The sequence below is a fragment of the Streptomyces brasiliensis genome, from assembly GCF_014647875.1.
In the GTDB taxonomy this organism is placed as follows: Bacteria; Actinomycetota; Actinomycetes; order Streptomycetales; family Streptomycetaceae; genus Streptomyces; species Streptomyces brasiliensis.
Genome location: NZ_BMQA01000248.1, coordinates 1 through 892, shown reverse-complemented (window position 1 = coordinate 892; position 892 = coordinate 1). Strand labels below are relative to the sequence as shown.

Below are 892 nucleotides of genomic sequence, written 5' to 3'. Positions count from 1 at the left end.
CAGATCCCGCAGATCCCGGCCGGTGCCAGGCTGACCGCCCGGCTGCGGGGTGCGGCCGGACGCCGCATACGGGACGCCGGCTCCACCGTCATCCAGGCCGCCCGCGACCTGCATCTTTCCTGGCCGACCGTGATGGAAGCCTTCCGTGTCCAGGCCCGTGAGGTCACCGCCAAGCCGCTGCCCGAGGTGAAGGTCCTGGGCATCGACGAGACCCGGCGGGGCAAGACGAAGTGGGCACAAGACCCGGAGACGGGCAAGTGGCAGCTGGTGCGCGACCGGTGGCACACCGGGTTCGTCGACGCGCTGGGCACCGGCGGGCTGCTCGGCCAGGTCGAGGGCCGCACCGTCGCCGACGTCCTGGCCTGGCTGTCCACCACCGGCCTGGAGTGGAGAAAGAACATCCGGTACGTCGCGATCGACATGTCCACCACCTACCGGGCCGCCGTGCGCACCGGACTCCCGGGCGCCGTCGTGGTCGTGGACCACTTCCACGTCGTCCAGCTCGCCAACAAGATGCTCTCGCAGGTCAGGCGCCGCACCACCGCCGAACTGCGCGGACGTCGCGGACGCGCCACCGACCCGGAGTGGAAGGCCCGCAGGAAACTGCTGCGCAACCGGGAGGACCTCACCGACGAGCAGTTCGCGACGATGTGGAACCCCCTGCTCGGCGAGGGGAAGATCGGACAGACGCTGCTGACCGCGTGGATCGCCAAGGAGTCCCTGCGTAACCTCCTCGCGCTGGCCCGCACCGGCGCCGACCGCCACCAACTCGGCCACGCCCGCTTCAAGTTCCTCACCTGGTGCGCGGACGCCGACATCCCCGAGGTCCGCCGCCTCGCCGCCACCGTCGACCGCTGGTGGGACGAGATCGCCGCCTTCATCGACACCGGCC

Annotated in this window: 1 protein-coding gene; it reads left to right on the top strand. The window is 71.1% G+C overall.

Annotated elements, in window-relative coordinates; all coding sequences use genetic code 11:
* On the top strand, window positions 1–892 hold an 892-nt coding region (locus IEZ19_RS50015), incomplete at both ends, for a transposase (protein ID WP_189317987.1).